General features: G+C 44.9%; 22 protein-coding genes. 13 read left to right on the top strand and 9 right to left on the bottom strand.

Features of this window, described 5'->3' with window-relative positions:
- Positions 1-65: 65 nt before the first annotated feature.
- Complete coding sequence (locus BCV39_RS01735) at positions 66-878, top strand: carbon-nitrogen hydrolase family protein (protein WP_102432795.1); 813 nt, start codon at positions 66-68, stop codon at positions 876-878.
- Positions 879-897: 19 nt separating this feature from the next.
- A complete protein-coding gene (tldD, locus tag BCV39_RS01730) occupies positions 898-2,343 on the top strand; it encodes a metalloprotease TldD (RefSeq protein ID WP_008220563.1) in 1,446 nt (481 codons plus the stop codon).
- Positions 2,344-2,449: 106 nt separating this feature from the next.
- Here the strand turns inward: tldD and BCV39_RS01725 are convergent, their stop codons facing one another.
- Positions 2,450-3,829: a PhoH family protein gene (locus BCV39_RS01725; protein ID WP_048657967.1), complete on the bottom strand. Its 1,380-nt coding sequence runs from the start codon at positions 3,827-3,829 to the stop codon at positions 2,450-2,452.
- A 466-nt stretch (positions 3,830-4,295) separates the two neighbouring features.
- Here BCV39_RS01725 and rapA point away from each other — a divergent pair, with 466 nt between their 5' ends.
- On the top strand, positions 4,296-7,205 hold the full coding sequence (rapA, locus tag BCV39_RS01720; protein WP_102432794.1) for an RNA polymerase-associated protein RapA: 2,910 nt from the start codon (positions 4,296-4,298) through the stop codon (positions 7,203-7,205).
- Positions 7,206-7,315: 110 nt separating this feature from the next.
- Here the strand turns inward: rapA and BCV39_RS01715 are convergent, their stop codons facing one another.
- Complete coding sequence (locus tag BCV39_RS01715) at positions 7,316-8,593, bottom strand: divalent metal cation transporter (protein WP_048657969.1); 1,278 nt, start codon at positions 8,591-8,593, stop codon at positions 7,316-7,318.
- Positions 8,594-8,751: 158 nt separating this feature from the next.
- Between BCV39_RS01715 and rluA the strand changes: the two genes are divergently transcribed.
- Both rluA and BCV39_RS01705 read left to right on the top strand, forming a co-directional pair.
- Positions 8,752-9,486, top strand: coding sequence for a bifunctional tRNA pseudouridine(32) synthase/23S rRNA pseudouridine(746) synthase RluA (gene rluA / locus BCV39_RS01710; RefSeq protein WP_102432793.1), 735 nt, complete (start codon positions 8,752-8,754; stop codon positions 9,484-9,486).
- A gap of 34 nt (positions 9,487-9,520) precedes the next feature.
- A complete protein-coding gene (locus BCV39_RS01705; RefSeq protein ID WP_102432792.1) occupies positions 9,521-10,483 on the top strand; it encodes a D-2-hydroxyacid dehydrogenase in 963 nt (320 codons plus the stop codon).
- A 104-nt stretch (positions 10,484-10,587) separates the two neighbouring features.
- On the opposite strand, the gene BCV39_RS01700 is transcribed toward BCV39_RS01705, so the two are convergent.
- The 4 genes from BCV39_RS01700 to argR all read right to left on the bottom strand — a co-directional run bounded on the left by BCV39_RS01700 (position 10,588) and on the right by argR (position 15,749).
- The gene (locus BCV39_RS01700) at positions 10,588-11,025 is read right to left on the bottom strand and encodes a universal stress protein (RefSeq protein WP_010434405.1); all 438 of its coding nucleotides are present in this window, start codon (positions 11,023-11,025) and stop codon (positions 10,588-10,590) included.
- 107 nt (positions 11,026-11,132) lie between these two features.
- Complete coding sequence (locus BCV39_RS01695; protein ID WP_048657972.1) at positions 11,133-13,712, bottom strand: TRAP transporter permease; 2,580 nt, start codon at positions 13,710-13,712, stop codon at positions 11,133-11,135.
- Positions 13,713-13,967: 255 nt separating this feature from the next.
- The gene (locus BCV39_RS01690) at positions 13,968-14,936 is read right to left on the bottom strand and encodes a TAXI family TRAP transporter solute-binding subunit (RefSeq protein WP_017061374.1); all 969 of its coding nucleotides are present in this window, start codon (positions 14,934-14,936) and stop codon (positions 13,968-13,970) included.
- A 342-nt stretch (positions 14,937-15,278) separates the two neighbouring features.
- On the bottom strand, positions 15,279-15,749 hold the full coding sequence (argR, locus tag BCV39_RS01685) for a transcriptional regulator ArgR (RefSeq protein ID WP_004740827.1): 471 nt from the start codon (positions 15,747-15,749) through the stop codon (positions 15,279-15,281).
- Between the two features lie 332 nt (positions 15,750-16,081).
- On the opposite strand from argR, the gene mdh reads away from it, so the two are divergent.
- Together mdh and BCV39_RS01675 are read left to right on the top strand one after the other, a co-directional pair.
- Positions 16,082-17,017, top strand: a complete 936-nt coding sequence (mdh, locus tag BCV39_RS01680; protein WP_009847834.1) for a malate dehydrogenase — start codon at positions 16,082-16,084, stop codon at positions 17,015-17,017.
- A gap of 125 nt (positions 17,018-17,142) precedes the next feature.
- On the top strand, positions 17,143-17,337 hold the full coding sequence (locus BCV39_RS01675; RefSeq protein WP_102432791.1) for a hypothetical protein: 195 nt from the start codon (positions 17,143-17,145) through the stop codon (positions 17,335-17,337).
- A 100-nt stretch (positions 17,338-17,437) separates the two neighbouring features.
- Here the strand turns inward: BCV39_RS01675 and ispB are convergent, their stop codons facing one another.
- Positions 17,438-18,409 carry an octaprenyl diphosphate synthase gene (gene ispB / locus BCV39_RS01670; protein ID WP_048657974.1) on the bottom strand — a complete coding sequence of 324 codons (972 nt, stop codon included), beginning with the start codon at positions 18,407-18,409 and terminating at the stop codon, positions 17,438-17,440.
- Positions 18,410-18,677: 268 nt separating this feature from the next.
- Here ispB and rplU point away from each other — a divergent pair, with 268 nt between their 5' ends.
- From rplU to folA, 6 genes are all read left to right on the top strand, one after another.
- A complete protein-coding gene (gene rplU, locus BCV39_RS01665) occupies positions 18,678-18,989 on the top strand; it encodes a 50S ribosomal protein L21 (protein WP_004740823.1) in 312 nt (103 codons plus the stop codon).
- A 19-nt stretch (positions 18,990-19,008) separates the two neighbouring features.
- Positions 19,009-19,266 (top strand): 50S ribosomal protein L27, encoded by a 258-nt coding sequence (gene rpmA, locus BCV39_RS01660; protein ID WP_004735905.1) that lies wholly within the window; start codon positions 19,009-19,011, stop codon positions 19,264-19,266.
- Positions 19,267-19,530: 264 nt separating this feature from the next.
- The gene (gene cgtA / locus BCV39_RS01655) at positions 19,531-20,703 is read left to right on the top strand and encodes an Obg family GTPase CgtA (RefSeq protein ID WP_017061377.1); all 1,173 of its coding nucleotides are present in this window, start codon (positions 19,531-19,533) and stop codon (positions 20,701-20,703) included.
- Between the two features lie 329 nt (positions 20,704-21,032).
- Complete coding sequence (locus BCV39_RS01650) at positions 21,033-21,800, top strand: threonine/serine exporter ThrE family protein (protein ID WP_048657975.1); 768 nt, start codon at positions 21,033-21,035, stop codon at positions 21,798-21,800.
- Positions 21,800-22,273, top strand: a complete 474-nt coding sequence (locus tag BCV39_RS01645) for a threonine/serine exporter family protein (RefSeq protein ID WP_017062945.1) — start codon at positions 21,800-21,802, stop codon at positions 22,271-22,273. Before BCV39_RS01650 ends, BCV39_RS01645 begins: the two co-directional genes overlap by 1 nt.
- Positions 22,274-22,312: 39 nt before the next feature.
- Positions 22,313-22,792, top strand: a complete 480-nt coding sequence (folA, locus tag BCV39_RS01640; RefSeq protein ID WP_102432790.1) for a type 3 dihydrofolate reductase — start codon at positions 22,313-22,315, stop codon at positions 22,790-22,792.
- A 56-nt stretch (positions 22,793-22,848) separates the two neighbouring features.
- On the opposite strand, the gene BCV39_RS01635 is transcribed toward folA, so the two are convergent.
- Both BCV39_RS01635 and apaG read right to left on the bottom strand, forming a co-directional pair.
- Positions 22,849-23,652 carry a symmetrical bis(5'-nucleosyl)-tetraphosphatase gene (locus BCV39_RS01635; protein WP_048657978.1) on the bottom strand — a complete coding sequence of 268 codons (804 nt, stop codon included), beginning with the start codon at positions 23,650-23,652 and terminating at the stop codon, positions 22,849-22,851.
- A 29-nt stretch (positions 23,653-23,681) separates the two neighbouring features.
- Positions 23,682-24,062, bottom strand: coding sequence for a Co2+/Mg2+ efflux protein ApaG (gene apaG, locus BCV39_RS01630; RefSeq protein WP_004735899.1), 381 nt, complete (start codon positions 24,060-24,062; stop codon positions 23,682-23,684).
- Positions 24,063-24,105 lie beyond the last annotated feature (43 nt).

Below are 24,105 nucleotides of genomic sequence, written 5' to 3'. Positions count from 1 at the left end.
CCTAGTCAGCGAATATACGGTGAAATGCTGATTTCTGAATCATAATGAATGGAGGAGCGATACACATGGATTGTGTTGGGTTGATTCAAATGACATCTGGCCCTAGCCCTGAATTGAACTTTGAGTACCTTGTTCAAGAGGTAGCAAAGTGCAAAGAGTTAGGGGCGAAGTGGGTTGTGTGCCCTGAAAACGCGTTAGTCTTTGGCAGTAAAGCTGACTATCACCAGTATGCAGAGCCTCTAAATGATGGCCCACTGCAAAAGAAAATCTCTGAGCTAGCAAAGCTTCACCGAATTTGGATCGTTATTGGTAGTATGCCGATAAGCACAGCTAAAGGCGTGACTACCACAACCTTGGTGATTGACGATTTTGGCAGTTTAGTGGCTCATTACGACAAGCTACACATGTTTGACGTAGATGTCGCCGATGCCCATAAGTGCTATCGAGAGTCGGATATTTTCACACCGGGTGACCAAGTTGTGACAGCGGAAACGCCTTTTGGTCGCTTAGGTTTGAGTATTTGTTATGATGTGCGTTTTCCACACTTGTATTCTGAGTTACGTAAGCAAGGTGCGCAAATCATAGTGGTTCCAGCTGCGTTTACCGCAGTCACCGGACAGGCGCATTGGGAAGCACTATTAAGATGCCGTGCGATCGAAACACAATCGTGGATCGTCGCGGTAGGGCAAGGTGGCAAACACCCTTGCCAAAGAGAAACATGGGGACACTCTATGGTGGTTGATCCCTGGGGAAGAGTGGTCGCACAGTTAGATCAAGAACCTAAAAGTATGGTGGTTGAGATAGATACGTCCAGTTGCGAATCAATCAGGCAAAATATGCCCATCGCGCAACACTCTCGATTTACCAATCAATTTTAATTACAAACAAGAGCCATCTATGAGCATTAATCAAATTGAAGAAGCGCTACTGAACCCAACAGGGCTTACGGAGCAAAATATCGCAGATACATTGGCGAGCATTGCTACCCGCCAAATTGATTATGCTGATATCTACTTTCAGTCTAGCTGGCACGAATCTTTGGTGCTAGAAGATAGCATTATTAAAGACGGCTCTTTCAATATCGATTGCGGTGTTGGTGTTCGTGCAGTATCTGGCGAAAAGACCGGTTTTGCTTACTCTGACCAAATCCAATTGGATGGTCTTAAACAGAGCGCAATTGCGGCTCGTGGTATCGCGAAGCAAGGTCAAAACGGCAAGGTTCAAGCGTTTAAGCGCAACTCTAACCAAACTTACTATGATGCAGTTAACCCGCTAGCGAGCTGGGAAAAACAGCAGAAAACGGAACTACTGAAATCATTGGATGCTTACATTCGTACGAAAGAGCCTATGGTGACTGAGGTATCTGTGAGCCTAAGCGGTGTACATGAGCAGATGCTGGTTGCTGCGACTGATGGAACTTACGCTGGCGATATTCGTCCGCTGGTTCGTCTATCAATCAGTGTACTTGCTCAGAAAGGCGATCGCCGTGAACGTGGTAGTGCTGGTGGCGGTGGTCGTTTTGGTTACGACTTTTTCCTAAGCGATGACAAAGGCACTCAGGTTGCTTACCAATTTGCGGATGAAGCGATTCGCCAAGCGCTTGTTAACCTTGAAGCAGTTGCTGCGCCTGCTGGTGCAATGCCTGTGGTTCTTGGTTCTGGTTGGCCGGGCGTTCTTCTACACGAAGCCGTAGGCCACGGTTTAGAAGGCGACTTTAACCGTAAAGAGTCTTCAGTATTCTCGGGTAAAGTTGGCGAGCAAGTCACTTCAAGCCTATGTACGATTGTCGATGACGGTACATTGACTGATCTTCGTGGTTCATTGAACGTCGATGATGAAGGTGTCAATGGTCAGTACAATACGTTAATCGAAAACGGCATCTTAAAAGGTTACATGCAAGATAAGCTGAACGCTCGCCTAATGGGTGTAGCACCGACAGGTAATGGTCGTCGTGAGTCTTACGCGCATCTTCCAATGCCACGTATGACGAATACATACATGCTACCGGGCGAACACACGCCGGAAGAGATCATCGCAACGGTTGAGAAGGGTATCTATGCACCGAACTTCGGTGGCGGTCAGGTGGATATTACATCAGGTAAGTTTGTATTCTCAGCTTCTGAAGCGTACATGATTGAAAACGGCAAGATCACTCACCCAGTGAAAGGCGCGACGCTAATCGGTTCTGGTATTGAAGCAATGCAGCAGGTGTCTATGGTCGGTAACGACCTAAGTATCGACCGTGGTGTTGGTGTGTGTGGTAAGGCTGGTCAAAGTGTACCAGTGGGTGTTGGTCAACCAACATTGAAGCTAGACTCGCTAACTGTTGGTGGTACTGAGTAACTCAGGTTAGCCTCAACAAGTCTGTTTAAAAAATTAATTGAAAAGCGCCTCCAATGTGAGGCGCTTTTTGTTTTTATATTACTGATTCAGTAAGCGTATAGAGTCACTACATGTTCTCTTCTGCAAACTCAGCCAGTCGGCTTCGCACTACACCATTGAGGTGGATGTTGGCACTGCCTTCGAAGTTTTTAAAACGCTCGACCATGTAGGTTAAGCCAGAGGTCACAGGGGTTAGGTAAGAAGAATCTATCTGCGCTAGGTTTCCAGAACAGATAATCTTAGTACCTTCGCCACAACGAGTGATGATGGTTTTGATTTGTGAAGCGGTGAGGTTCTGACACTCATCGAGAAGTACAAACGCATTCTGAATTGAACGTCCGCGCATGAAGTTAATCGATTTAAACTGGATATTGGCTTTGTCACAGATGTACTTCATCGACCCTTCGGTACAATGGTCGTTCTTGTGCAGCGCTTCCAGTGTATCGGTCACTGCGGCTAACCAAGGCAACATCTTCTCTTCCTCAGTACCAGGAAGGAAACCTATCGACTCACCTATATCAGGTGTGTTTCGGGTTACGATGATCTTATCGAACTGCTTACGTTCAATGGTTTGCTCAAGTGCAGCAGCCATGGCGAGCAGCGTTTTACCACTCCCTGCCGCACCAGTTAGGATCACCAGGTCAATATCAGGGTCGAGCAGGGCATCAATCGCCATTCCTTGGTAAATGTTTTTTGGCGTGATGTCCCAAGCTCTTCGGTTCATTAAGCGTTCACGGCTTAAGTCCCTGAGTGTGATGGTTTCGGTATCAATCTCTTCAACTCTTGCTGCAAAGTCGCTCTCTTCATCAATCACATATTGGTTGAGGAAGGTCGGCTCAAAAGGCGCTCTAGCTAAGGTGTGCAGTGTCTTTCCACCTAAACTTCTGCTCTCGACATTGTCGATACCATCCCAAAATGATCCTTCGAGCTGTTGAAAGCCTTTGGTGAGATATTGAATATCATCAATCAGTTGGTCTGTTTGATAGTCTTCAACAAAGCGAACACCAGCGCCTTTGGCTCGTAAGCGCATGTTGATGTCTTTGGTGATGAGAACCACTTCGCGTGGCGCGCGTTTGTTTTGAAGGTAGAGTACAGCGTTGAGGATTCGGTTATCGCCTGCCTTGTCGTCGGCAAAGGCTTTGATGCTTTCTTGAAGTTCGTAATCGGCGAGTATTGAAATACTGCCTGAGGCTTTAATGTCTTTGGTGAAAGGGATACCTTCCGATATTTGGTCTGGTGTAGCTTCCCTGAATAGATCTTCGAGAGTTCGTATCGCAATTCTCGCATCTCGGGCAACGTCTCTCTTACTGTCTTTGATTCTGTCTAGTTCTTCTAGCACTGTCATGGGGATAACGACATCGTGCTCTTGGAAAGAAAATATAGCGAAGGGTTCGTGAAGTAGGATATTGGTGTCTAAAACAAATAGCTTCCGGTTGGTCTCGCCCATAGCATCTCCTTGCCGACGTGCGGCTTGCCTTGCATTCATTGAACGTAGATAAAGCTCATATAAAGATTAGTATCTGATTCTGGTGATAGTCAACTACTCACCTAAACTTCATCTAGAGGAATACCACCATATCGTTGTAGATGACTATGGCGTATTCGTTTGAGAGCAGCAATCTGCTACCTATAGATTAACCATGATTTTTTGACAGTTTGATTGCACTGGCGAAAACAGAAAAAAAGCACGAAATCATCTCCTTTAGGCGTGACCTAAATCACAGCATCGAGTAAGATTAGCGACCTTTTTCTGCACCATTTTCTTGAGATATTTATTATCTAGAGCGCACTTAAAAAGTGGCTGCAAACTAGGCATTTTTGGCTATATTTTTAGTTCAGGAGCGAGAACGTTCTTGTTTGAAACTGCAGTTAAAAAGACCAAATTCCAACTATAAGATTGAGGTAGTCGATTCATGACATTTGCTTTGGGGCAACGCTGGATAAGCGATACGGAGAGCGATTTAGGTTTAGGTACCGTTGTAGCAATGGATGCTCGCACAGTGACACTAATGTTTGCAGCGTCAGAAGAAAACCGTGTTTATGCACGTACTGATGCTCCCGTAACCCGAGTAACGTTTAATGTCGGCGATGTCATCGAATGCCAAGAAGGTTGGTCTCTGTCTGTCGAAGAAGTTATCGGAGACAAAGGACTGCTAACCTACTTAGGTACTCGCGAAGATACCCAAGAAACAGAAGTCACTCTGCGTGAAATCTTCTTAAGTAACCAGATCCGCTTTAACAAGCCACAAGATAAACTGTACGCAGGTCAAATCGACCGTATGGATAACTTCGTGTTGCGTTACCGCGCGTTGAGTAACCAGTACCAACAACACAAGAGCCCTATGCGTGGCTTGTGTGGTATGCGTGCTGGCTTGATCCCTCACCAGCTATACATCGCTCATGAAGTGGGCCGTCGTCACGCTCCGCGCGTTTTACTGGCTGATGAAGTTGGCCTAGGTAAAACCATCGAAGCGGGCATGATCATCCACCAACAGGTGTTGTCTGGCCGTGCTGAACGAATTCTGATTGTGGTTCCTGAAACTCTACAGCACCAATGGTTAGTAGAGATGATGCGCCGTTTCAATCTGCACTTCTCTATCTTCGATGAAGAGCGTTGTATTGAAGCGTTTGCTGAATCGGACAACCCATTTGATACCCAGCAGTACGTTCTGTGTTCTTTGGATTTCCTACGTAAGAGCCGTAAGCGCTACGAGCAAGCACTTGAAGGCGAGTGGGACTTGCTGGTTGTCGATGAAGCGCATCACCTTGAGTGGAGCCAAGACAAACCAAGCCGCGAATACCAGGTGGTTGAAGGCTTAGCGGAAAATACGTCTGGTGTGCTACTACTAACAGCAACGCCTGAACAACTAGGTCGTGAGAGTCACTTTGCACGTCTGCGTCTGCTTGATCCTGACCGCTTCTACGATTACGAAGCATTCGTTGAAGAAGAAGACCAATACGCACCGGTTGCTGATGCTGTTACTGCATTGTTCTCTGGTGTGAAGCTTGAAAACAGCGCGAAGAATCAGATTACTGAACTGCTTTCTGAGCAAGATGTAGAGCCGCTGTTTCGTGTTATCGAAGGTGATAGTAGCGAAGAAGAGCAAGCGTTAGCTCGCCAAGAATTAATTGATAACCTTATGGACCGCCATGGTACTGGCCGTGTTCTATTTAGAAACACGCGAGCTGCAATCAAAGGCTTCCCTAAGCGTAATGTAAACCTACTGCCTATGGAGATTCCAACGCAGTACACAACCTCAATGCGTGTATCTGGCATGATCGGTGGCAAGATGGCTCCCGAAGCTCGTGCTATGAAGATGCTGTACCCAGAAGAGATCTTCCAAGAGTTTGAAGGTGAAGACTCAAGCTGGTGGCAGTTCGATTCACGTGTTAACTGGTTGATTGAAAAAATCCAAGATAAGCGTAGTGAAAAGATCCTAGTGATCGCATCACGTGCAAGTACGGCGCTTCAATTAGAGCAAGCACTGCGTGAGCGTGAAGGTGTGCGTGCAACCGTATTCCATGAAGGCATGTCGATCCTTGAACGTGATAAAGCGGCGGCTTACTTTGCTCAAGAAGAGGGCGGTGCTCAGGTTCTGATCTGTAGTGAAATCGGCTCTGAAGGTCGTAACTTCCAGTTCGCGAACCAGCTAGTAATGTTCGATCTTCCGTTCAACCCAGACTTGCTTGAACAACGTATTGGTCGTTTGGACCGTATCGGTCAGCTGCGTGACATCGACATCCATGTCCCTTACTTAAAAGGTACGTCACAGGCGATTCTTGCGCGTTGGTTTGATGAGGGTCTAAATGCATTTGCAGAGACATGTCCAACTGGTCGCACAGTTTACGACAAGTACTCAGATGTTCTTATCGAAATGCTGGCTTCTGGTAATACAGAGCAGCTTGATGAAGTGATTGAAGAGTCTGCCAAGCTAAATCAAAGCCTAAAAGCGGATCTAGAAAAAGGCCGCGATCGCCTATTAGAGATGCACTCAAACGGCGGCGACAAAGCACACGAAATCGCAGAGAAGATTGCATCAACTGATGGCGATACTAACCTAGTAACGTTTGCACTGAGCTTGTTCGACACGATTGGTTTGAACCAAGACGACAAGGGTGAAAATGCGCTAGTCGTGACACCATCTGAGCACATGATGGTACCAAGCTACCCTGGCTTACCATACGAAGGCGCAACCATCACGTTCGATCGTGATACAGCCCTTTCTCGTGAAGACATGAACTTCATCAGCTGGGAGCACCCAATGATTCAAGGCGGTATTGATCTGCTACTGAGTGAAGGTGTGGGTGCATCAGCGGTATCATTGCTGAAAAACAAAGCGCTGCCAGTGGGTACTATCCTGCTTGAGTTGGTTTACCTTGTGGATGCGCAAGCACCGAAACGCAGCGGTATCAGTCAGTTCCTGCCTAAGACACCAATTCGTTTGATGATGGATGGCCGTGGTAACGATCTATCTGCTCAGGTTGAATTTGATAGCTTTAACCGTCAGCTAAGCCCTGTAAACCGTCACTTAGCGAGCAAACTAGTGAACTCGGTACAAGGCGAGATTCACAAGCTAATCGAAGCGGGTGAGACGCATGTACTGCCGAAGGTTGAAGAAGTTCGTCAGCAAGCTCAGAAAGATATGCAAACTAACTTGAACGGTGAACTAGAGCGTCTACAAGCGCTTAAAGCGGTGAACCCGAATATTCGTGATGAAGAGCTTGAGGTTATCGAAGCTCAAATCAATGAACTGACAGGTTACATCAGCAAAGCTCAGGTTCAGCTAGATTCATTACGCTTGATTGTGGTTTCTCACAACTAGTTTGAATTAGCGAAATGCTTCAACGAAATAAGGCCTTCATTACGAAGGCCTTATTGTTATCTAGCGTTTGAAAGATGTACTGGTTGTTGAAAGGTGTATTGACTGAGGAATTACATCAACCACTTCCACCAAACAAATACCGCTAGGAAACCAAATAGGTAAACCAGACCCGCTACAGACAACCATTTTAGTTTGGTGCCAATCGCTAGAGCTTCAGGAAGCTTGGCTTTGTTTACCAAAATGAAGTTAAGCAGAGCGAAGAACGGTGTCGTTGCAAACGCAAGTACCATCGCAAAATCCAACATTGGCATCAGCGCAGCACTAAAGAACATCACAATCGCCAAGGCCGCGATAGAGACAATGATGATCCAGCCTTGCAGCATGCGTGGGCTCGACTCTTTTTTAAATAATAGTCGCTGTGATTCAGCAAGTACGCGTGAGTAGCCATCGATAACGGTAATGGTGCTGCCAAAGATACAGAAGAAAGCGACGATGGCGATCAGTGGACGAGACCATTCACCAATCGTAGAAGCATAAATACCGACTAACTGGTGAGTAAAGCCAACACCAGAGCGAGACAGTTCAACCCCCGAGCCGTGAAGTACCAGAGCGCCTAACGCAACGAACACTAGTGCAAGTAGTGCAGTACCAATGTAGCCAACATTGAAATCGAATAGCGCTGATTGAGCCGTGACTTCTTGTTTCTCTTTTTGGCTCTTTAGCCACATAGAGGTGATGCTGGATATCTCGATAGGCGCAGGCATCCAACCCATAGTCACCACGATAAAGCCAATAGCAGCCAATGACCAAGGCGACGGTGGAACAAAAGCAGCATCAGGTTCGACTGGAGAGCCTATAGCAATGGCGACTGCAGCTAAGGTTGTGATGGTCAGGATCGCCATGATCGCCTTAGATAAGGTATCAAGAGCACGATAGTGGCCTGCAAATAGAATGATCAAGCATGTTGCTAAAACGATCATGCACAATGTGCTGGTGGCTAATTCGAAAGGAACAAAGTAGCTAAGTAAGCTTGCACTGAATAGCAACAAAGCAGCCGTGTTCACGACGGCGGAAATGGCGCTCAATATTGAAAAGATCACAAGGTATGGGCGACCTAGGTTAGAGTAGCCCTCAACCAAGCTTTGACCTGTTCCCAATGTATATTGGATACCGGCTCTAAAGAATGGGTATTTAAATACGTTAACCAGAATAATAAGAGCGGCGAGTTGCCAGCCATAAATCGCACCAGCTTTGGTCGAGGCAACTAAATGTGAGCCACCTACTGCCGCAGCAGCCATCATGATGCCAGGGCCAAGAGACTTGATTAAACTTGATAGGGGAGCAGAGGTTTGTGTTTTTTCTGTGGTTGTTTTAACCGTACTTTCCATCATTTTTCCTTTGATGCTGACTTCTTATTTTCCGTTACCCTATCAATACCATGTTTTGTAAAGTCGTCAACTTTTATGTACGAAAATGTTGGGAATTGTATTTAATAATAAACAAATCAACCGTAAATTATTTATTCACCAGTAATTAAGAGGCTTCAATGGCGTTAGAACAGTACACACCACCACGTGAACCGTGGGTCGACATTGTCTATCAAGATGACGATATTCTAGTGGTGAACAAGCCAGCAGGCCTACTTTCAGTGCCGGGAAGGTTACCAGAGCACTACGACAGTATGTGGAGTCGGTTGGTTGTGGATTTTCCGGAGATTCAGGTTGTGCATCGGTTGGATATGTCGACATCAGGCTTGATGTTGTTAGCTAAACATAAGCAGGCTGAGCGGCATTTGAAGAAGCAGTTCCAATATCGACTGACACATAAGCTCTATTACGCACGAGTGTGGGGGGCAGTAGAAGAAAAAGAAGGGCTTATTGATCTGCCACTCATCTGTGATTGGCCGAATCGCCCTAGGCAGAAAGTGTGTTTTGATGATGGCAAGCCATCAAAGACTCGTTATGTGGTAGAGCAAGAAGAGACTCAAACCACTTTGTTGAAGTTACTGCCGATTACCGGTCGCTCTCATCAGTTGCGTGTGCATTGTATGGAAATAGGGAACCCAATTGTTGGCGACGAGTTTTATGCAACGCCTGAAGCTTTTGAGTATAGCGATAGATTAGCTTTACATGCGTGTGAACTGAGCTTCTATCATCCGGAGAACAACCAACTGTTCAAAGCCTTTGTTCCTTGTGAATTTTACCCTCAAGCGTCACCACAAATTGAACAGCACTTTGAAATTGCGCCAGAGCTTCCAGACTACAGAAAGCTAAAAGCTTAGAATGGTGTCATCAATACCAATTCAAGGAAATACAATGCCGAAGCTGAAAGTGGTCTTTCTCGACCGAGCTACCATCCCATCTCAAATCAATTTAAAACCTCTTAGCTTTGAACATGAATGGATTGAGTTTGATTTTACTGCTCCAGAGCTCGTTGCTGAGCGCGTTGCGGGAGCAGATGTTGTTATCACCAATAAGGTTGTGCTCAACGCTGATAATTTAGCTCAAGCGCAACAACTCAAGTTGATCGCTGTTTCTGCGACAGGTGTCAACAATGTTGATGTGGAATACTGCAAGGGCAGTAATATCGCAGTGGCTAATGTGCAAGGCTATGCGACTCAGTCGGTACCTGAACATGTGATTGCTATGCTGTTTACGCTAAAGCGAAATCTTGTTGGCTACCATCAAGACATTGAAGCCGGGGAGTGGCAGAAGGGTAAGCAGTTCTGTTTCTTTACTCATCCGATTCAAGATGTAGCGGGCAGCACATTAGGTTTAATGGGCAGTGGAAGTTTAGGGCAAGCCACCGCGATATTAGCTAAAGCGATAGGCATGAATGTCATTTTTGCAGAGCGCAAAGGGGCTGACTCTTGTCGAGAAGGCTATCTGCCTTTTGAAACTGTTTTAAAGCAAGCGGATGCGATCAGTCTGCATTGCCCTTTGACTGATGCGACTCGCAACCTGATTTCAGAGCGAGAGCTCGCGATGATGAAACCGAGTGCAGTCTTAATCAATGCAGGGCGCGGTGGATTAGTTGATGAGCAAGCCTTAGTTGAGGCTTTGAAAAAACATGAGATTGCAGGCGCAGGTATGGATGTATTCACACAAGAGCCTGCAGACAATTCGAATCCACTCTTGGCTAACAGTCACTTACCTAATTTACTGCTAACGCCTCATGTTGCATGGGGCAGTGATAGCTCAATTCAAAAGCTGTCGGATATCTTAATGGACAACATAGATGGCTTTGTCGCAGGTAATCCGCAAAACTTAGTGCGTTGATTCTTGAGATCTTTATTACGATTGGTATTAAGCGAGTAGAGTTCAAAACAAAAAAGGTTGGCTTTTGGGCCAACCTTTTTAGATCGTTATGTCGATTAAGTGATTTAGCCTTGCGGCTTAACTACCAATACATTGATTGGTGAGTTCTGTACCACTTTGCTTGCAACAGAACCAAGAACCACTTTGTCGATTTTCGAACGCTTATGGCTAGGCATCACAATAAGGTCGGCGCCAAGCTTTTCTGCGTAATCAAGAATCGTCGTGTAAGTTTTACCTTCAGCTACGTGAACCTTATACACCACTTCATCGTCGATGTGTTTGTCGGCAAACTCTTTCAGCTGATTTTTAACATCAAGCTTCATTTGGTTCGCCGCATCTTTCGGGAAGTAAGACGCCACCATCGACATGTGAATGCCCGGTAGTACGTTCAGAATGTGGATTTCAGCATTGCTGTGTTTCGCGTGCCATACCGCTAGCTCGACTGCTTTATCAGAAAAGCCTTTGTCGTTAAGATCAACGGGAACAAGGATTTGTCTATACATGTATTCGTCTCTTTTTGAGCAGCGCTTAGCACATACCAAACGCTGTAATTATCTTTTCCATGTAGTAAAAAAGCCAAATAGAGTAGAGCGCTACTTGGCTCTATCCATTACGCGCTAATCTCATCCTTACGAGCACGCCTTCTTTGGTTCATCGCTAAACCAATCAAAATCAGTAGGGCAGGTAAGAATACCCACTCTTTCATTGGTCGATCTGCATCTTGGATAACGGATTTAATTTCCCAATCAAAGTCAATGCCAGCGGCTTCTGCAGGGCTACCAAACTCAACCATATCAACAATCATCTTGTTGTCAGCTTGTGTCAGCATTAGGCCCATTGAAGCAATGCGGTCTTCACTTGTTGTCGCAGAATCTTCAAATGGAAGGCGGACTGTCTTCTCAGAATAGTTACCTTCTAAGTTTTCGCCACCTACTCTCAATTCAAGTGATTGTCCCACAGATAAATTTTCTGTGATTTGAGCGATCTCAACTCCTGGCGAAAGAACTTTCTCTGGATAAATCATGTCCCACCAGAAACCTGGGCGGAAGAAAGAGAAAGTCAGAACGATAAGCAGTATGGTTTCCCACCACTTGTTCTTAGTGAACCACCAACCTTGAGTTGCTGCTGCAAAGATAAGTACCGCAGTAACCGAAGAGAAAATCGTTAGCGCTAAATGCCACCAAGAATCAATGCCCATCAACAGTAGTTGGGTATTGAATATGAACATGAATGGTAAGATTGCGGTCCGGATATCGTAGGTAAAACCTTGAATACCTGTACGAATCGGGTCTGATTTCGCAATCGCTGCTGCGGCAAATGCTGCCAGACCTACCGGAGGTGTGTCATCCGCAAGAATACCGAAGTAGAACACGAATAAGTGCACCGCAATCAGTGGGATGATAAGACCGTGCGCAGCGCCCAGAGTAACAATTACCGGCGCCATTAGCGTTGATACAACGATGTAGTTTGCTGTGGTTGGTAAGCCCATGCCTAGGATCAAGCTGATTACCGCGGTGAATAGCAACATAAGAATGATGCTACCGCCTGAGATGAACTCAACGAAATCAGTCATTACAAGGCCGATACCCGTTAGAGTCACCACACCAACAACCGTACCTGCGGCAGCTGTCGCTACACCGATACCAATCATGTTACGTGCGCCTGAAACCAAGCTCTCTGCTAGATCAACGAAACCAGCTTTAGTTTGCTCTGCAAGATCGTCTGATTTGTTCATCAGAGTCATCAAAGGACGCTGAGTGATCAAAATGAAGATCATGAAGACGGTTGCCCAGAATGCAGATAGACCTGGCGAGAAACGTTCAACGGTTAGACACCAAACTAGCACTACGATAGGCAGTAGGAAGTGCAAACCAGATTTAATTGTTGGACCTGGATCTGGAACTTCTTTCAGGTCCGCATCGATTTCCATGCCGCCTTCAGCTGCGTATTTTGCTGATACGCGAACCAGAGCAACATAAGCGATCAATAGCGCCACAGTTACGATCGGTGTTGCAGCATCGCCAAATACATCTTTCGTCCAACCCACACCGTAGTAAACCGCGGCACTAATAACACATAGACCTAATATGGTGCCAGTGAAAGAGAGTAGGCTTTGTACGATAGTTGGTGTGTGACGACGAGGTAAGCCGGTCATGCCAGCTTTACATGCTTCTAGGTGAACGATGTAAATCAGAGCTATGTAAGAGATCAGAGCTGGCAGTAGCGCCGCCTTGATAACTTCCACATACGAGATGCCCACATACTCAACCATCAAGAATGCCGCAGCACCCATGATCGGTGGCGTTAGTTGGCCATTGGTTGAAGCCGCAACTTCTACCGCACCTGCTTTTGTGCCCGGGAAACCAACACGCTTCATTAGCGGGATAGTAAAGGTACCTGTGGTTACCACGTTTGCAATAGATGAACCTGATACCAGACCAGATAACCCAGAGGCTACAACGGCTGCTTTTGCTGGGCCGCCTTTCATGTGACCAAGCAGAGAGAATGCAACCTTGATGAAGTAGGCACCAGCACCAGCGCGTTCTAGCATTGCACCAAACAGTACAAACAAGAATACGAATGACGTTGATACGCCAAGAGCAACACCGAATACACCTTCCGTTGTTAGCCACAGGTGCGACATTGCCTTGTTCAGGCTTGCACCTTTATGGGCGATAACGTCTGGCATGTGTGGACCGCCAAAGGTGTAAAGTAGGAATACTGCCGCCACAACCATAAGAGGTGGACCTAAAGCGCGTCGTGTTGCTTCAAGCAGTAAAACCATGCCGAATACAGCAGCAACAATATCGAATGTTGTTGGTGCGCCCGAACGACCGGCAAGTTCAGTGTAGAAAATATATATATAAGAAGCTGAAAAACTACCTACTAGCGCCAATATCCAGTCGACTGCAGGAATGCGATCCCGAGGCGAGTTCTTCATAGCTGGATAAGCGGTAAAGGCTAGGAAAATAGCAAACGTAAGGTGAATTGCTCGAGCTTCAGTGTCGTTTAAAATTGCGAAGTTAAAAATGAACGGCAGCGGAGATGCATACCAAAGTTGGAACAGTGACCAACATAGAGGCACAAACCATAAAATACGGCCTTGGATACCACGAGGGCTACGCGCACCAGTATCTGATTGTGCCACCATTTCTTGCACATCTGGAGACGGTGATGTTGTCTGCGTCATGTACTTTATCCTTATTATTGATGGTCTGCCTTTTCTTACGAACAACCAAACGTTATTTATTTCCTATCTAGTGTAGTGAATGGATAGGGAAATGCGTTCTTTGTTCGTCTTTGTCTTAGGCTTGATACGAAGGTAAGTCCTCCAAATTGGAGAAACTTAAAGGGTTGCTCTTTTCACTTAAGTTATTTTTATAAAACGTGAAAAGCCAATAAGGAGGGCTAGCCTCCTTATTGGTGTAGTAGGCTTAAAGTAGAATTACTTTAGAAGGCCCACTTCTTTGTAGTATTTTGCTGCGCCTGGGTGAAGAGGGATAGAGATACCCGCTTTAACCATGTCTTCTTTTTTCAGGTTCGCAAATGCTGGATGTAGGCGTTTGAAAGTGTCAAAGTTTTCAAATACTGCCTTAGCAACGTTGTATGCAACTTCTTCAGAAACGTCTGAAGTTGTTACCATTGTTGCTGCAACACCGAAGCTGTTTACGTCAGCGTCAGTACCACGGTACATGCCAGCAGGAACTGTGCTGTAAGCGTAGTATGGGTTTTCAGCTACGATCTTGTCGATCTGTGGACCCGTTGCTGAAACCAGTTTTGCATCACAAGACGTTGTTGCTTCTTTGATTGATCCGTTCGGGTGACCAACCATGTAGATAAATGCATCAATCTTGTTATCACAAAGTGCTTGTGAACGCTCAGAACCTTTAAGTTCAGAAGCAAGCTTGAAGCTGTCGTTCGTCCAACCCATTGCGTCCATTACAACACCCATCGTTGCACGGTCACCAGAGCCTGGATTACCAATGTTTACGCGCTTACCAGCTAGGTCAGAAACATTGTTAATGCCAGCATCGGTACGAGCGATGATGTTGAACGGTTCTGTATGTAGAGAGAACATAGCGCGAAGTTTCTTGTATTCGCCCTGATCTTTGAACTTACTTGTACCGTTGTAGCCGTGGTATTGCCAGTCCGATTGAACAACACCGAAATCTAGTTCACCAGCACGGATGGTGTTAACGTTGTAGATTGAACCACCAGTAGACTCTACAGAACAACGAATGTTGTGGTCTTTGCGGCCCTTGTTCACTAGTTTACAAATTGCACCACCAGTCGGGTAGTAAACACCCGTCACTGAACCAGTACCAATTGTGATGAACTCTTGAGCGTTAACAGCGCCAGCGCCCATTACAGCAGCTGCAATAGCACCAACTTTAATAAGTTTGGTAAATGCCATGAATTTCCCTTCCTTTATTCATTATTAACCCTGAAACAAGTGTAGTCGTTTCTGGAGTTTCCTATTTGGAAACGGCACCTTTTTCAATCCATGTGATGAAAAAGTGGCTGAATAATATCAAAAATTGGCAGAAAATTACTCGAATGTTAAAAGATATAGCTAAAAAATCTAACAAATGATGTCTAGATCTCGTGTTTAATTTGCTACTGAGTTTTTTAAAATCAATGATTTAGTGTAATTTCGGGAAGGGTGTATGGATATTCTAGGATGTGATTTGGATCACGAAGCGAATAGATGTTCGTGATCCATTAGTAAGGCTGATAGTTATGAAACAGTGAGCAATTATCCTGCGTATTCAAACAGTTCGCACACAGAATCAAACAGTTGCTTAGTGGTAACCGATAACGTTGGAGTAATAAAGATAGTGTCATCACCCGCGACCACACCCAGTATGCCTTCCGACTTACCTAGTGAGTCTAATAAGCGAGCGATAAGCTGAGCTGCACCAGGGCCAGTGTGTATCACAACTAATGCATTGTTGTGGTCAATATCTAGTACTAATTCTCGTAAAGAGCTAGAAACTGTCGGAACACCCAGTTCAGCAGGAAGACAGTAAACCATCTCCATTTTTGCGTTACGAGTTCGAACGGCACCAAACTTGGTTAACATACGCGAGACTTTAGACTGGTTGATGCTTTCAAAACCTTCGTGTTTTAGTGCATCTACAATTTCGCCTTGTGAGCCAAAACGTTCTTCTTTTAGTAAGGCTTTAAATGCACGAACTAAGTTGTCTTGCTTTTCTGTATTGCGCATATGTCATTCTTATTCATTAACAAAGATGTTTGCATATTCTCGCATACATATTCAATTTTAGCCAAAACATCCCTGTAATTTGTTAGTCATATCACTGTAAATATTTAATAGAATAATGTGTTATTTGCGACGACTTATTTTGTTATTTCAGTCGATTATCGCCATAATGCGAACTTGCTGTGTAGCACGGTTTTATTGACTTGCGCGAAGTCGCAAAGCTAGCGTTAATTGATTGTAATCACTTTGTGATTAATATAGTTTTTTAACTTAGATTTAGCTCAAGAATTACCCTACAAAGAATCTATAAGAGAAAGCTCTCAAGGAGAATAACAATGAAAGTAGCTGTTATTGGTGCCGCTGGTGGCATCGGTCAAGCCCTAGCCCTACTACTTAAGAACCGCCTACCTGCTGGTTCAGATCTTGCACTTTACGACATCGCTCCGGTAACACCGGGTGTTGCTGCCGATCTTAGCCATATCCCAACGCCTGTTTCGATCAAAGGTTACGCGGGTGAAGATCCAACACCAGCACTAGAAGGTGCGGATGTTGTACTTATTTCAGCGGGTGTTGCTCGTAAGCCTGGTATGGATCGTGCGGATCTTTTCAATGTGAACGCTGGCATTGTTAAGTCTCTTGCAGAGAAAATCGCAGTTACTTGTCCTACTGCTTGTGTTGGTATCATCACTAACCCAGTAAACACAACAGTGCCAATCGCAGCTGAAGTACTCAAGAAAGCAGGTGTTTACGATAAGCGTCGCCTATTCGGTATTACGACTCTTGATGTGATTCGTTCTGAAACGTTCGTTGCTGAACTAAAAGATAAAGATCCAGGCGACATCCGTGTTCCTGTTATCGGCGGTCACTCAGGCGTAACGATCCTTCCTCTGCTTTCTCAAGTTGAAGGCGTAGAGTTCACTGATGAAGAAATTGCAGCGCTAACGACTCGCATCCAAAATGCAGGTACTGAAGTAGTAGAAGCTAAAGCTGGCGGCGGCAGTGCGACACTGTCTATGGGTCAAGCGGCTTGTCGTTTCGGTCTTGCTCTAGTGAAAGCGCTTCAAGGTGAAGAGAACGTGATCGAATGTGCATACGTTGAAGGTGAAGGCGAACACGCACCATTCTTCGCTCAGCCAGTTAAGCTAGGTAAAGAGGGCGCAGAAGCGATCCTTAGCTACGGTGAACTGAGCGATTTCGAGCGTAACGCCTTAGACAGCATGCTTGAAACACTAAATGGCGATATCGAGATTGGTGTTGAGTTCGCTAAGTAAGCGATACAGCATTTAACTCAATTTAAAATTACTAATAAATGCCGGTCATTATGATCGGCTTTTTTGATCCTTGGATTTGCCTCGTTCGTAAATAGTGTTTTAGAGATGCAAGTGGGGCAGCAGTTATGAGTCGTATTCAAAAAGGAATGAACGTCCATTTCCATTTAGGTAGATTGGGAAAGATCCTTGTTATAGATGAGCAAGAGCAATTTGCGCTGGTTGAGTCATACAACAGCCACGAGCAGTACGCAGTGCCGCTGGAAGAGATAGAAGAAGTCGAAGCTCAACTTCCGTTGTCGTTAGAGTCGAGTCGTTATTGACAGTGGATTTGAAAAGATTTTCGTGAGGATCAAAAAAAGAGCCCTGAGGCTCTTTTTTATTATCTATGTAATGTCGCTATATAGAAGACAGTCTACAAAGTTACTTGCTGCGTTTAACAGCCAAGTGTGCAAGTGTGGTTAGTGCTTGCTTATATTCAGAGTCAGGCAGTACAGAAAGCTCAGCAATCGCTTTGTCGGCTTCTTCATAGGCTTTATTAGTCGTGTACTCTAATGAGCCTGTGTCTTTCATCACCGCCATAATGTCGTCGAGACGTTCCATGCCGTTCGCTTTCTCAATTGCTTCACGAATCATGCTTGCTTGTTCAGGAGAACCATTGTGCATTGCATATAGTAAAGGCAGCGTTGGTTTGCCTTCAGCAAGGTCGTCACCAACGTTCTTGCCCATCTCTTTACCATCAGCAGTGTAGTCCATCACATCGTCAATCAGTTGGAATGCGGTGCCTAGGTATTTACCGTAGTTTTGCATTGCCGTTTCGATTTCTGGTGATGATTCGCTAAGGATGGCACCGATTTGTGTTGCGGCTTCAAACAGGCGAGCGGTCTTAGAGTAGATCACTTGCATGTAGCTTTCTTCAGTGGTGTCTGGGTTGTTGCAGTTCATTAACTGTTGAACTTCACCCTCGGCAATCACGTTTACTGCTTCACTCATTAGTTCAAGGATCTTTAAGGATCCTAGCGTTGTCATCATTTGGAATGAGCGAGTATAAATAAAGTCACCCACCAAAACGCTAGCAGCATTACCAAAAGCTGCGTTGGCTGTCGCTTTACCGCGTCTCATGTCCGATTCGTCGACGACATCATCATGAAGTAGGGTTGCTGTGTGAATAAACTCGATAAAGGCTGCAGAGGTGATATGAGCTTCACCTTGGTAACCAAGTGCGCGAGCAGATAAAAGAGCAAGCAAAGGGCGTAGGCGTTTGCCACCACCGCTAACGATATAAAAACCAAGCTGGTTGATTAAACTTACGTCAGAATTAAGTTGGGCTTGAATTGTTTCATTCACTTTTGCCATATCATTGGCAGTAAGCGTTTGGATAGCTTTAAAATCCATTGTTCATCCGGCTGAAGTTAGACCCTGTAAGGCTTATACGTTGTATTTAATTGTTGAATAATACACTAAAAAACGTTGATTAATACATCGCTAAAGGGCATGATTGCCGCACTTTTCTTTGGCGAACAGGTTTTCGCCAATTTTTTAAAAATATGGCTTGTCATAGCGCCATGATTCCCGTAGAATCTGCGCCCTATTGATTAGTTTAGCGCACACCCGAGTTGTACAATTAACAACCATAGGCTGTGCGGAAAAAGCGGAGTAAAATATGTACGCTGTTTTCCAATCTGGTGGCAAACAACACCGAGTAAGCGAAGGTCAAACACTTCGTTTAGAGAAATTAGACGTTGAAACTGGTGCAACTGTAGAATTTGATAAAGTTCTTCTTGTTGCTAACGGCGAAGAAATCGCTGTTGGTGCACCTCTTGTTGAAGGTGGCAAGGTTACTGCAGAAGTAGTACAACACGGTCGTGGCGATAAAGTAAAAATCGTTAAGTTCCGTCGTCGTAAGCACTCGCGTAAGCAAGCTGGTCACCGTCAGTGGTTCACTGAAGTGAAAATCACTGGCATTAACGCTTAAGTATTAGGAGAGTTTAACAATGGCACATAAAAAAGCTGGCGGTTCTACTAATAACGGCCGCGATTCAGAAAGCAAACGTCTTGGTGTTAAGCGTTTTGGTGGTGAATCTGTTCTTGCAGGTAACATCATCGTTCGTCAACGTGGTACTAAATTCCACGCTGGCACAAACGTTGGCATCGGTAAAGACCACACTCTTTTCGCTCTTACTGAAGGTAAAGTGAAATTTGCTGTTAAAGGTCCTAAAAACCGTAAGTTTGTAAGCATCGAAGCTGAGTAATTTAATCTTTAATTAGATTATCTTATTAGCTTTCAAGCTGAATTCAAAAGCCCTGCCGATTCGGCAGGGTTTTTTATTTATAGCGAGAATAAAAAAGCAGACGCTCTTGCCTTAGCTTTAATAAGCTTAGCAAAGAACCTCTCCTTCTTTGTTCCTTGGTTGCAGGTCGGCCTAGATCTTAGGTGATCGATCTAAACACGGATCTGCTAGAATTTATATCACTCCTTGATGAGTGGTAACGCAACGTAAGTGCGGAGTTAAAAAATGAAATTCGTTGATGAAGCGGTAGTAAAAATAGAAGCCGGTGATGGCGGTAATGGTACAGTTAGCTTTTGGCGCGAAAAATTCGTCGCTAAAGGTGGCCCTGATGGCGGCGACGGCGGTGATGGTGGTGATGTTTACATCCAAGCGGATGAGAACTTAAACACACTGATCGATTATCGTTTCCAACGTTTTTACAACGCAGAGCGTGGTGAGAACGGTCGCGGTGGTAACTGTACTGGTAAACGTGGTAAAGACATTACACTGAAAGTGCCTGTAGGTACTCGTGCAGTTGATATCCACACCAACGAAATCGTTGCTGAAGTTGCTGAACACGGCAAGAAAGTGATGGTTGGTAAAGGTGGTTGGCACGGTCTTGGTAACACGCGTTTTAAATCGTCTGTTAACCGCGCTCCTCGTCAAAAGACAATGGGTACTAAAGGCGAAGTTCGCGAACTGCGTTTAGAGCTTCTTCTATTAGCTGACGTTGGTATGCTTGGCTTACCAAACGCAGGTAAATCTACTTTTATTCGTTCAGTATCTGCTGCGAAACCAAAAGTGGCTGATTACCCGTTCACTACCTTGATCCCAAGCTTGGGTGTAGTGAGTGTTGTTCCTGAAAAGAGCTTCGTTGTTGCCGATATCCCTGGTCTAATCGAAGGTGCAGCTGATGGCGCAGGCCTTGGTATTCGTTTCCTTAAGCACCTTGAGCGCTGTCGTGTTCTTCTGCATATGATCGATATTATGCCGATCGATCAATCTGATCCTATTCAGAATGCACTGACGATCATTGATGAGCTTGAGCAATACAGTGAAAAAGTTTCACAAAAACCTCGTTGGTTAGTGTTCAACAAAGTTGACCTAATGCCAGAAGACGAAGCAGACGAAAAGATTCAAGAAATCATCGATGCTTTGGGCTGGGAAGGCGAGTACTTCAAGATCTCTGCAGTGAATAAAATCGGCACCAAAGATCTTTGCTTCAAACTAGGTGAGTTTATGGAAAACCTACCTCGTGAAGTTGTAGAAGTTGAAGAAGAAGAGAAAGTAGACTTTATGTGGGATGACTACCATAAAGATGCAATGAGCGGTAAGAATGTCGTTACTGAAGATGACGACGATTGGGATGATTGGGATGACGAAGAAGATGACGGTCATGTTATCTATGTTCGTGACTAATCCCTCTTAACTTCTCATAAATCATCGGTCGCTTTTTCCAAGTACACTGATAGTTTTATTAAACCGCAATGAAAATTGCGGTTTTTTTGTATCTAAATCATTATGTACTGTCGAATTTTAATGCAGACTTTATTTCTAGATAATTAATACCAATCGTAGTAAATAACTGGTCACCCTAGCTTGTTAAAACGCTCGATAACTGCGTTAGAGATTTTGATTGTAGAATAACTACTTATCGAAAATCTCTGCCTTGTTCTCAAGCTTTTTTCTTGCGCTATTTCTGAACACTTACTTACTGTGATTGGTATAACGCCTATGGGAAGGAAATCATGGCATCAAAGCAAAGAGCGATCTCAAGACTTGTCGCTCAATCGGGACAAATGTTATTGGCTCACGGAGCCGAGAGCACACTGGTCGGCGATATCATGCGCCGTATCGGCATTGCTTGTGGGGTGAATGAGGTTGAAGTCGCACTGTCAGCCAATGCGCTTGTTGTTACTACTGTGATGGATGATCACTGTATTACCACCACTCGAAGTTGTGCTGATCGTGGCATTAACATGCAGGTTATCACTGACATTCAACGCATTTGCATCATGATGGAGAAGGGAATTCTTGATTATGATTTGGCGTATAAAAAGATTCAAAACATAAGCCCCGAGCGCTATAACCGTTGGCTAGTGGTTGTGATGATAGGATTATCATGTGCCTCTTTTAGCCGTCTTGCGGGCGGAGATTGGCAGGTATTCATGATGACTTTTATTGCTTCAGCCTGTGGCATGATCGTCAGACAAGAAATTGGGCATCGTCATTTCAATCCTTTATTAAATTTTGCGATCACCGCATTCGTTACCACTACCATCTCTGCTCAAGCCGTACTTTACAATATTGGCGGACAGCCCACGATCGTGATGGCTTCATCGGTATTGATGTTAGTACCCGGCTTCCCTCTGATTAACTCTGTCGCTGATATGCTTAAAGGCCATATTAATATGGGGTTAGCGCGCTTTACCATGGCCAGCTTATTAACTTTGGCGACGAGCTTGGGTATTGTGGCAGCGATGAGTTTATCTGATGTTTGGGGATGGGCGAGCTAATGAGTATTTTCGAACTGTTTTTAGGTTTGCTCAATGATATGTTTTTCGCCGCGATTCCTGCGGTTGGATTCGCATTGGTGTTTAACGTCCCGCAACGCGCTTTAATTTATTGTGCACTTGGCGGCTCTATCGGCCATGGTAGCCGTTATCTGATGATGCACTTTGGTATTCCAATCGAATGGGCAACGTTCTTTGCCGCGACGGTGGTTGGCATGATAGGGGTTCATTGGTCACATAAACTGTTAGCGCATCCTAAGGTATTTACGGTTGCTGCCTTGATTCCTATGGTCCCAGGCGTGTTTGCCTTCAAGGCAATGATTGCTATGGTAGAGATTAACAGGGCAGGCTATACGCCTGAGTTACTGGCAATGTTGATGGAGAACTTTTTGAAATCAATGTTCATTATCGCTGGACTGGCGGTTGGCTTAGCTGTACCAGGGCTGTTATTCTACCGACGCAGACCTATCGTCTAGCATCAAATCTCTTTCAGTTAAGGACAGGACTTTCGATTTATGATCATCAGTATGATTGCAGCAATGGCAAACAACCGTGTAATAGGTAAAGACAACCAGATGCCTTGGCACTTGCCTGCGGATTTTGCATGGTTTAAACGCTCGACTATGGGTAAGCCTGTAGTCATGGGGCGTAAAACCTATGATTCGATCGGGCGTCCTTTACCTGGTCGATTAAATGTTGTGATTAGCCGTGATGCGAACTTGGAAATTGAAGGGGTGACGACGGTTACTTCGATTGATAAAGCACTAGAGCTGGTCAACGATGTCGATGAAGTGATGATTATCGGTGGTGGTTCAATCTATGAAACTTGCCTACCTAAAGCAGACAAGTTGTATCTGACTTATATCGATTTTGATGTCGATGGAGATACACAATTTCCAGACTGGGGTGAAGGTTGGAAGCAGAGCTTTAACGAGAGCTATCAAGCTGACGAGAAAAACAAACACAACATGGAGTTTGTGATTCTAGAGCGTTAAGTCCTAATTTAAAAACACTTGCGCTGCTGCACGAGTAGCGCAAGTGTTTCGTATATCTACAACGCTTTTTGAGTAAAAAACTGTTTGTCTTCCCAGCGAAGTGCGGTTAAGTCTCCTCCCCAAACGCAGCCAGTATCAAGTCCAATCACGTCTTTTCCGTTATAGCCTTCAAGTGCAGCCCAGTGTCCAAAAACAACGGTTTTATCGAGCTTTATGCGTTGTGGAAGGTCAAACCACGGTACTAATGGTTCATCGGTAATTTCATTGGGTGGTAGCTTACATGCCATGTCGAGTCGACCGTCTTCAAAACAGAAGCGCATTCTTGTAAGGCTATTGATTGCATAGCGATAGCGCTCAATATCATGTAAATCCTGATGCCATAAATCAGGCGTGTTGCTGTACATGTTTTCGATAAGCCATTGCCATCTGTCCGACTTCAGCAAGGATACAACCTCTTGATTTTCGATACGTGCTGTTTCTATGCTCCATTGCGGCGAGATACCTGCATGGCACATCACGAACTCCGGGTGTTCTTGAAGCAAAGGTTGTTGCCTTAACCATTCGAGTAGTCGTTCACGATCTTCAGCATCAAGAATCGCTTGAGTCTTATCTTTTGGTTTCGCTGGAAATAGCCCTAAGGATACCGCCAGAAGGTGCAAGTCGTGGTTGCCTAATACAACCTTAGCTGCGTCACCAAGGCTACGAATAAAGCGTAGAGTTTCCAATGATTTTGGGCCTCGAGCGACTAGGTCTCCAGCTACCCATAAGGTATCTTGGTGTTTATCAAAGTTAATAGCTTCAAGCAGTAATTGAAGTTCGTCGAAGCACCCTTGGATGTCTCCGACAATATAATTCGACACAATAATTTCCTGTAGATACGGATGTACGGCTAATTAAGAATATTAGGGATTGCGAGTCTGAATGGGTCAACTTCGGTAATAAAATCAATGCCCTTGTTATCGGTCATCACGTAGTGACCTTGCATAACGCCAACAGGGGTTTCGATGACAGTGCCACTTGTGTAGGTGTATTCGTCGTTGGCTTCAATCACGGGTTGTTGCCCAACCACACCATCACCCTCAATGGTGAGTTGCTTGCCGTTAGAGTCGGTAATTAACCAGCGGCGAGACATAAGCTGCACCGTTGTTTTACTTAGATTTTTGATGGTAATAATGTAGGCGAAGACGTAACGATTCTTCGTTGGCTCAGATTGTTCTTCTATGTACTTAGAGTGAACCTGGCATTTGATACAAGGCGTAGATATATCCATATTCGCACCTTTTGTTGTTGATATACTTAATGTAATTAAAGTA

Origin of the sequence: Vibrio sp. 10N.286.55.E10, from assembly GCF_002872555.1 — a bacterium.
GTDB lineage: Bacteria > Pseudomonadota > Gammaproteobacteria > Enterobacterales > Vibrionaceae > Vibrio > Vibrio crassostreae.
This window is presented reverse-complemented; position numbering and strand designations above follow the sequence as displayed.

Excerpts from the sequence above, each read along its gene's own strand:
- BCV39_RS01735 (WP_102432795.1), top strand. The coding sequence starts at position 66 with ATGGATTGTGTTGGGTTGATTCAAATGACATCTGGCCCTAGCCCTGAA.
- tldD (WP_008220563.1), top strand. The coding sequence starts at position 898 with ATGAGCATTAATCAAATTGAAGAAGCGCTACTGAACCCAACAGGGCTT.
- BCV39_RS01725 (WP_048657967.1), bottom strand. The coding sequence starts at position 3,829 with ATGGGCGAGACCAACCGGAAGCTATTTGTTTTAGACACCAATATCCTA.
- rapA (WP_102432794.1), top strand. The coding sequence starts at position 4,296 with ATGACATTTGCTTTGGGGCAACGCTGGATAAGCGATACGGAGAGCGAT.
- BCV39_RS01715 (WP_048657969.1), bottom strand. The coding sequence starts at position 8,593 with ATGGAAAGTACGGTTAAAACAACCACAGAAAAAACACAAACCTCTGCT.
- rluA (WP_102432793.1), top strand. The coding sequence starts at position 8,752 with ATGGCGTTAGAACAGTACACACCACCACGTGAACCGTGGGTCGACATT.
- BCV39_RS01705 (WP_102432792.1), top strand. The coding sequence starts at position 9,521 with ATGCCGAAGCTGAAAGTGGTCTTTCTCGACCGAGCTACCATCCCATCT.
- BCV39_RS01700 (WP_010434405.1), bottom strand. The coding sequence starts at position 11,025 with ATGTATAGACAAATCCTTGTTCCCGTTGATCTTAACGACAAAGGCTTT.
- BCV39_RS01695 (WP_048657972.1), bottom strand. The coding sequence starts at position 13,712 with ATGACGCAGACAACATCACCGTCTCCAGATGTGCAAGAAATGGTGGCA.
- BCV39_RS01690 (WP_017061374.1), bottom strand. The coding sequence starts at position 14,936 with ATGGCATTTACCAAACTTATTAAAGTTGGTGCTATTGCAGCTGCTGTA.
- argR (WP_004740827.1), bottom strand. The coding sequence starts at position 15,749 with ATGCGCAATACAGAAAAGCAAGACAACTTAGTTCGTGCATTTAAAGCC.
- mdh (WP_009847834.1), top strand. The coding sequence starts at position 16,082 with ATGAAAGTAGCTGTTATTGGTGCCGCTGGTGGCATCGGTCAAGCCCTA.
- BCV39_RS01675 (WP_102432791.1), top strand. The coding sequence starts at position 17,143 with ATGAGTCGTATTCAAAAAGGAATGAACGTCCATTTCCATTTAGGTAGA.
- ispB (WP_048657974.1), bottom strand. The coding sequence starts at position 18,409 with ATGGATTTTAAAGCTATCCAAACGCTTACTGCCAATGATATGGCAAAA.
- rplU (WP_004740823.1), top strand. The coding sequence starts at position 18,678 with ATGTACGCTGTTTTCCAATCTGGTGGCAAACAACACCGAGTAAGCGAA.
- rpmA (WP_004735905.1), top strand. The coding sequence starts at position 19,009 with ATGGCACATAAAAAAGCTGGCGGTTCTACTAATAACGGCCGCGATTCA.
- cgtA (WP_017061377.1), top strand. The coding sequence starts at position 19,531 with ATGAAATTCGTTGATGAAGCGGTAGTAAAAATAGAAGCCGGTGATGGC.
- BCV39_RS01650 (WP_048657975.1), top strand. The coding sequence starts at position 21,033 with ATGGCATCAAAGCAAAGAGCGATCTCAAGACTTGTCGCTCAATCGGGA.
- BCV39_RS01645 (WP_017062945.1), top strand. The coding sequence starts at position 21,800 with ATGAGTATTTTCGAACTGTTTTTAGGTTTGCTCAATGATATGTTTTTC.
- folA (WP_102432790.1), top strand. The coding sequence starts at position 22,313 with ATGATCATCAGTATGATTGCAGCAATGGCAAACAACCGTGTAATAGGT.
- apaG (WP_004735899.1), bottom strand. The coding sequence starts at position 24,062 with ATGGATATATCTACGCCTTGTATCAAATGCCAGGTTCACTCTAAGTAC.